Genomic DNA, 4,648 nt, shown 5'->3' on the forward strand with positions numbered 1-4,648 from the left:
AGATTAGAATAACGGTCTCGTGGGCTCGGAGATGTGTATAAGAGACAGGTAGCAGTGCCCGCAGATTGATTCAAAACATCTAAATAATCATGGAAAAATGAACGCCGCTTAAAGATAGGGCACCGGTATTCAGCTATTAACTTTTTCGGAGCAAATAAAATTGGCTGATAGGTGTACCCTTCTAGTTCCTCAGTATTGACGTATATATCAGATTTGAAACCTAAATCTTCAAAACGTTTTTTAAAGGATGCCTCGTGATACCCTATCGATTTTTCATAACTAGTGATTTCCGGCATCTCGTCCCAATAATTTTGGAACTCGCTACTCTCCACCAGAGAACGACGATAAGCCATAAAGTGCGATTGAATATGCCGCGGTATATATCCGTATTCCATAGTGCCAAAAGGATCATCTGGATATTTATGGAACCAGGTTATGCCCCAAAAATCTATATCACGGCGCTCCATTTCACTATACATTTCCGAAAAAGGATAAACCGGGCCCATAATAGTGTGATTGAATAATACAATCTCATCAAATTTAACGAGATTATCCCAGCCATAACGCGCAAGTGCAGTCTTGTATGCCCAAACATCCAAACCTTTATTCTCGCGCACGATAATTTTGTCTGTAAAAGCACTAAACTTCGCAAAGCCTGCGCCATTCAAAAACCCATTTACGACTATGCATAATTCAGAAAGATTTTTAACCATATCTTTCAAAAGAACTTCTACATATTCGTCGACTACTCCATCGGAATCATAAAAGAAAAAAATACCAAGACGCTTCATAAATGAACCCTTAATTACCGCGAGTTTCTTTAAAACTAGCTACGCCAATTCACTCATTATTGCATTTATCTTACTGTTATCTCCCCACACTCCCGGCGAGTCATAAGGACGATCAGGAAATGCGCCATATTCTAACTTAATATCTAAACCGTTATCTGCTATATAAGATTCAACCCGATCTGCTAAAGTGCGCGGAGTGCCGCTGCAAGCATTAATTACACCAACTATTTTATCTTGGCATACAGTTCCAGCAATTTGCCGAGCTAATTCGTCTACCGAAATAAAATCATATTTATTCATGCCGCTCGTAAAGGGGAAAGTCTTTTTTCCATCTTCAGCAGCCTGCAATATTTTAGAAAAAATTGATGCGCCAAATTTATCGTCACCCACAATATAGTAAGCACGAATCCACTGTAAAATTGCATCATTTTCTTTTGCATACATCTGCGCTATAGATCGCAAGGCATTTTTCGAAATACCATATAAGGAACCTGGGAAACACGGGCTATCTTCGGTAATAGCTCCTTCCCAGTACCCAACCTCATGCATAGTGCCCATAACAGCTAACTGCTTTAAGCCTCCTTCATACAAATCTTTAATGAATTTTGTATGTTTCGGTAAATCATCTATATGGGCAGGAGAATTATGCTTAAATCCATCTCTCCATGCCAAATGTAAAACCACATCCGGTTTACCCAATTTCTCATAAATATCTTTGTCGCCGGAAAAAATATCTACCGAGACGCGCTCAGCTCTTTCATCAACTCCATCAAAACGAAAATCCAAAGCCTTCACTTGGACGCCTAAATCTAATAGAGCTTTCACCACATGCCTGCCCATATAGCCGCATGCTCCCGTTACCAGAATAGTTTTCTTCATGGGATAACCGTATCATTATCGGGTTCTGATTTATTTTATATAAGCCCCGATTAAGCCTATTTATGAAAACTGACTTAACCGCCCTGTTTTTAGTTCCTCTATTGGGAAATAGATTTAAGCAGCAATAATTTGTTCTTCCTTAACCCAGGCATCAGCTAAAAACAGCCGAATAAACTCCGCCTGCAAAGTAGAGCCAGCGAGCAATCGAAAAACTAATTTTTTTGAACTCGGATTTGGTAAAAATGCCTGAAAAGCCATGGGGTGATGCAGCTGCACCCGCACTGATTTCACTCTGTCTAAGGGGGCCGCGATAGAAAATTTTCTATTTAAGTACCGCCAAATTCGAATTGGTAAAGCCGCCGCATTGTAGCGGCTATCCCCATAGTATTGACTGGAGGCCGTCGCCCGCTGTGGAGCAGTGTTTTCAATTTGCTGCACCGGCTGGCTTCCCTCTCCCTCCACAGTGCCAGCAGCACTTTCAGCACCTACCTGCTCATAAAACTCCGATACATACTTGCGATACCAATCCCGATTTAGATCATTGAAGCAGTAAGCTCCCTGCTCCCAAGCACGCACTACTTCTATATCGAGCATAGGAAGTGCAAAATCTAAATCGAAATATTCATAGGCGCGCATCGAGTTATTTATGTATTTAGCTTGCCGCTCTCGCACATTAAACCATTCCAGCCAAGATTGCATATCTTGATTTTCCAGGCGAAAATCTATTTCTGCGGCAAATTCTTCCATAGGCTCCGCGAGCGCCGCCCGCAGCGCCGCCGATGGCTTTTTAGAAGTATTAGCGTAGTGCCGTATTATTATTTGCGTAAGTTCAGCGAGGGAATAGCTGGGCTGAGAAGTAGCCGGAGTCCAGCTGTAGAGATTACCCACAATAGTATGCCCGGGTAGCACTATATCTCCGGAGTGGAGAATACCTTTTTGGCGTAATTCGCGCAGCGCATACCAATCCTGATAATGAGGTAAAGCAGCACCGCTCCAGGCGGCGCGCAAAAATTCTGCGCCCTCTGCCTGCCAGACTCGATGCAGCTCAAGCGGGTCTATTTCTACTCCATACCAAGGAAATCCAGCTTGCGCAGCAATTTGCTGCGATATTTTCATTTCTTGGCTACCTGCCACTCCGTAGGTAAAAGTGAGTACCCGCTGCGCCTTAGATTCCTTCAAGAGTGCTACGAGCAAGCGGGAGTCTATCCCGCCGGAAAGTGGCACCACTAATTGCTGATTTTCTTGCCGAGCTATTACATTCTGCATAGCTCTGCTAAGAGCAGTATGAAAAAGCCTAATAAATTCTTTTTCCTCCGTAATTCGCTGCGGTGCATATTGGAAACGGTGGTATAGGTGTAGCTGCGGAGTAGGGTCACCCGGAATGAGCTCCACAATGCTAGCTGCGGGAAGCTGATAGACACCCGCAATTAAGGTTTCTTTTCCTACGGTGAACCCAAAACTCCGAAATTGCTCGGCAGCAGATTTATTTAATTTCCACTCCGGAAGCTGATCGCGCAGCACCTCCGGGGAGTCACTTACTAGCCAAGCCCCGTCTAGATAAGTAAAAAGGAGCGGGATAGAGCGGGCAAAATCAGAAATGAGAAAAATCTGCCCGGCATCTCCTTTGCGCACTGCTGCAAATTGCCCCGCCTGCGCCGCAGCCCAATTTTGCAGTTCGGGAAGCGCGGCAGGTAACTCTTCTGCAGCGGCGCTAGCCGGTGCGCGGCGTACAAAAGATTTTCCACCCTGTTCTAGCCAATCTTTTGTAAACACTAAATTTTTTTGCATTCTATTCTTCACTCTTATCTATGCTTTCGTTACCCTTATCTATGCTTTCAAGCGCTAGTTATGCTATTTCACCTATTACACATCATTTACCCGTTTCCTACCCGTTATTTTACTAATTGCCTTTCTGCAGAAGAAACAGAAACTGCGAAATCATGAAAGAATGGCAGCTATGGAGCAGAAAAAAATTGCCATAGTCTCACGCATATATTCTCCAGAGCCGGCGGCAGCTAGCTTTCGGCTATCTGCCTTAGCTGCCACTCTCGAAAAGGCAGGGAATAAAGTGCAGGTGTTGACGGTGCGCCCACCCAAGGCGCTGGTGAAAAGCTCCGTCTCCCCGAATAGGCAAAATAAAGAAACTGGGCAAAATAAAACTAATATCCAAATTTCTCGCTTTCCGGTGCTCCGCGATAAAGAAGGTTACGTAAAAGGCTATCTGCAATATTTAAGTTTCGATATTCCCACCTTTTTTCGCGTGCTCTTTTCGCGAGCTGATGTTTTTATAGTGGAGCCTCCTCCTACCACCGGCTTTTTTGTGCGCATCGCCTGCACTCTCCGCCGTAAGCCTTATATTTATTACGCAGCTGATATCTGGTCAGACGCGACGGAAGCGATGGACACTCCCGGCATTGTTACCCGAATTTTACGCAGCGTAGAGAGCTTCGCTCTGCGCGGTGCCAAGCGCGTAATTGCCGTATCTCCGGGAGTGGCAGAACGAGTGGTGGCTTTAGGGGGAAACCCCACGGTAGTGCGCAATGGAATAGATACCGAAATTTTTTCTCCCACTGGCCCGCTCCCCCACCCAGAAAAATTGCAGAAATTAGGGATATCGCCAAATTACGCCGTCTATGCGGGCACAATGTCTCCCTGGCAAGGTGCAGATATCTTTATTCGGGCTCTTAGCCAGAGCCCACTGCGCGATACCGATTTAGATCTAGTATTTATGGGGCGCGGTGACGATCTACCGCATCTACAAAAACTCGCCCAGGAGATTGCCCCCGGGCGCGTGCATTTCCTGGATTCGCAACCCCCCGAAATATCTGCCCAATGGCAGCGCGGAGCAGTCGCCGGTCTAGTATCTATCGCTCCTGAATGCGGCTACGATTTTGCCTACCCCACCAAATTTTTAGCTTCTTTAAGCTGCGGCACGCCCGTGTGTTATGCAGGAGCCGGGCCAGCCGGAACCGAAATCT

Annotated in this window: 4 protein-coding genes; 1 reads left to right on the forward strand and 3 read right to left on the reverse strand. The window is 45.5% G+C overall.

The features are described from left to right. From Q0X35_RS06005 to Q0X35_RS06015, 3 genes are all read right to left on the reverse strand, one after another. The coding region (locus Q0X35_RS06005; protein WP_297566526.1) for a rhamnan synthesis F family protein at positions 1–791 on the reverse strand (791 nt) is incomplete at its 3' end. A gap of 39 nt (positions 792–830) precedes the next feature. Further along, a complete protein-coding gene (locus Q0X35_RS06010) occupies positions 831–1,670 on the reverse strand; it encodes an NAD(P)-dependent oxidoreductase (protein ID WP_297566529.1) in 840 nt (279 codons plus the stop codon). Between the two features lie 114 nt (positions 1,671–1,784). Continuing rightward, positions 1,785–3,458 (reverse strand): asparagine synthase C-terminal domain-containing protein, encoded by a 1,674-nt coding sequence (locus tag Q0X35_RS06015; protein WP_297566530.1) that lies wholly within the window; start codon positions 3,456–3,458, stop codon positions 1,785–1,787. Positions 3,459–3,627: 169 nt separating this feature from the next. On the opposite strand from Q0X35_RS06015, the gene Q0X35_RS06020 reads away from it, so the two are divergent. Further along, positions 3,628–4,648 (forward strand): glycosyltransferase family 4 protein (locus Q0X35_RS06020; protein ID WP_297566532.1); only part of this gene is annotated, 1,021 nt, incomplete at its 3' end.

Origin of the sequence: uncultured Arcanobacterium sp., assembly GCF_947253055.1 — a bacterium.
In the GTDB taxonomy this organism is placed as follows: Bacteria; Actinomycetota; Actinomycetes; order Actinomycetales; family Actinomycetaceae; genus Arcanobacterium_A.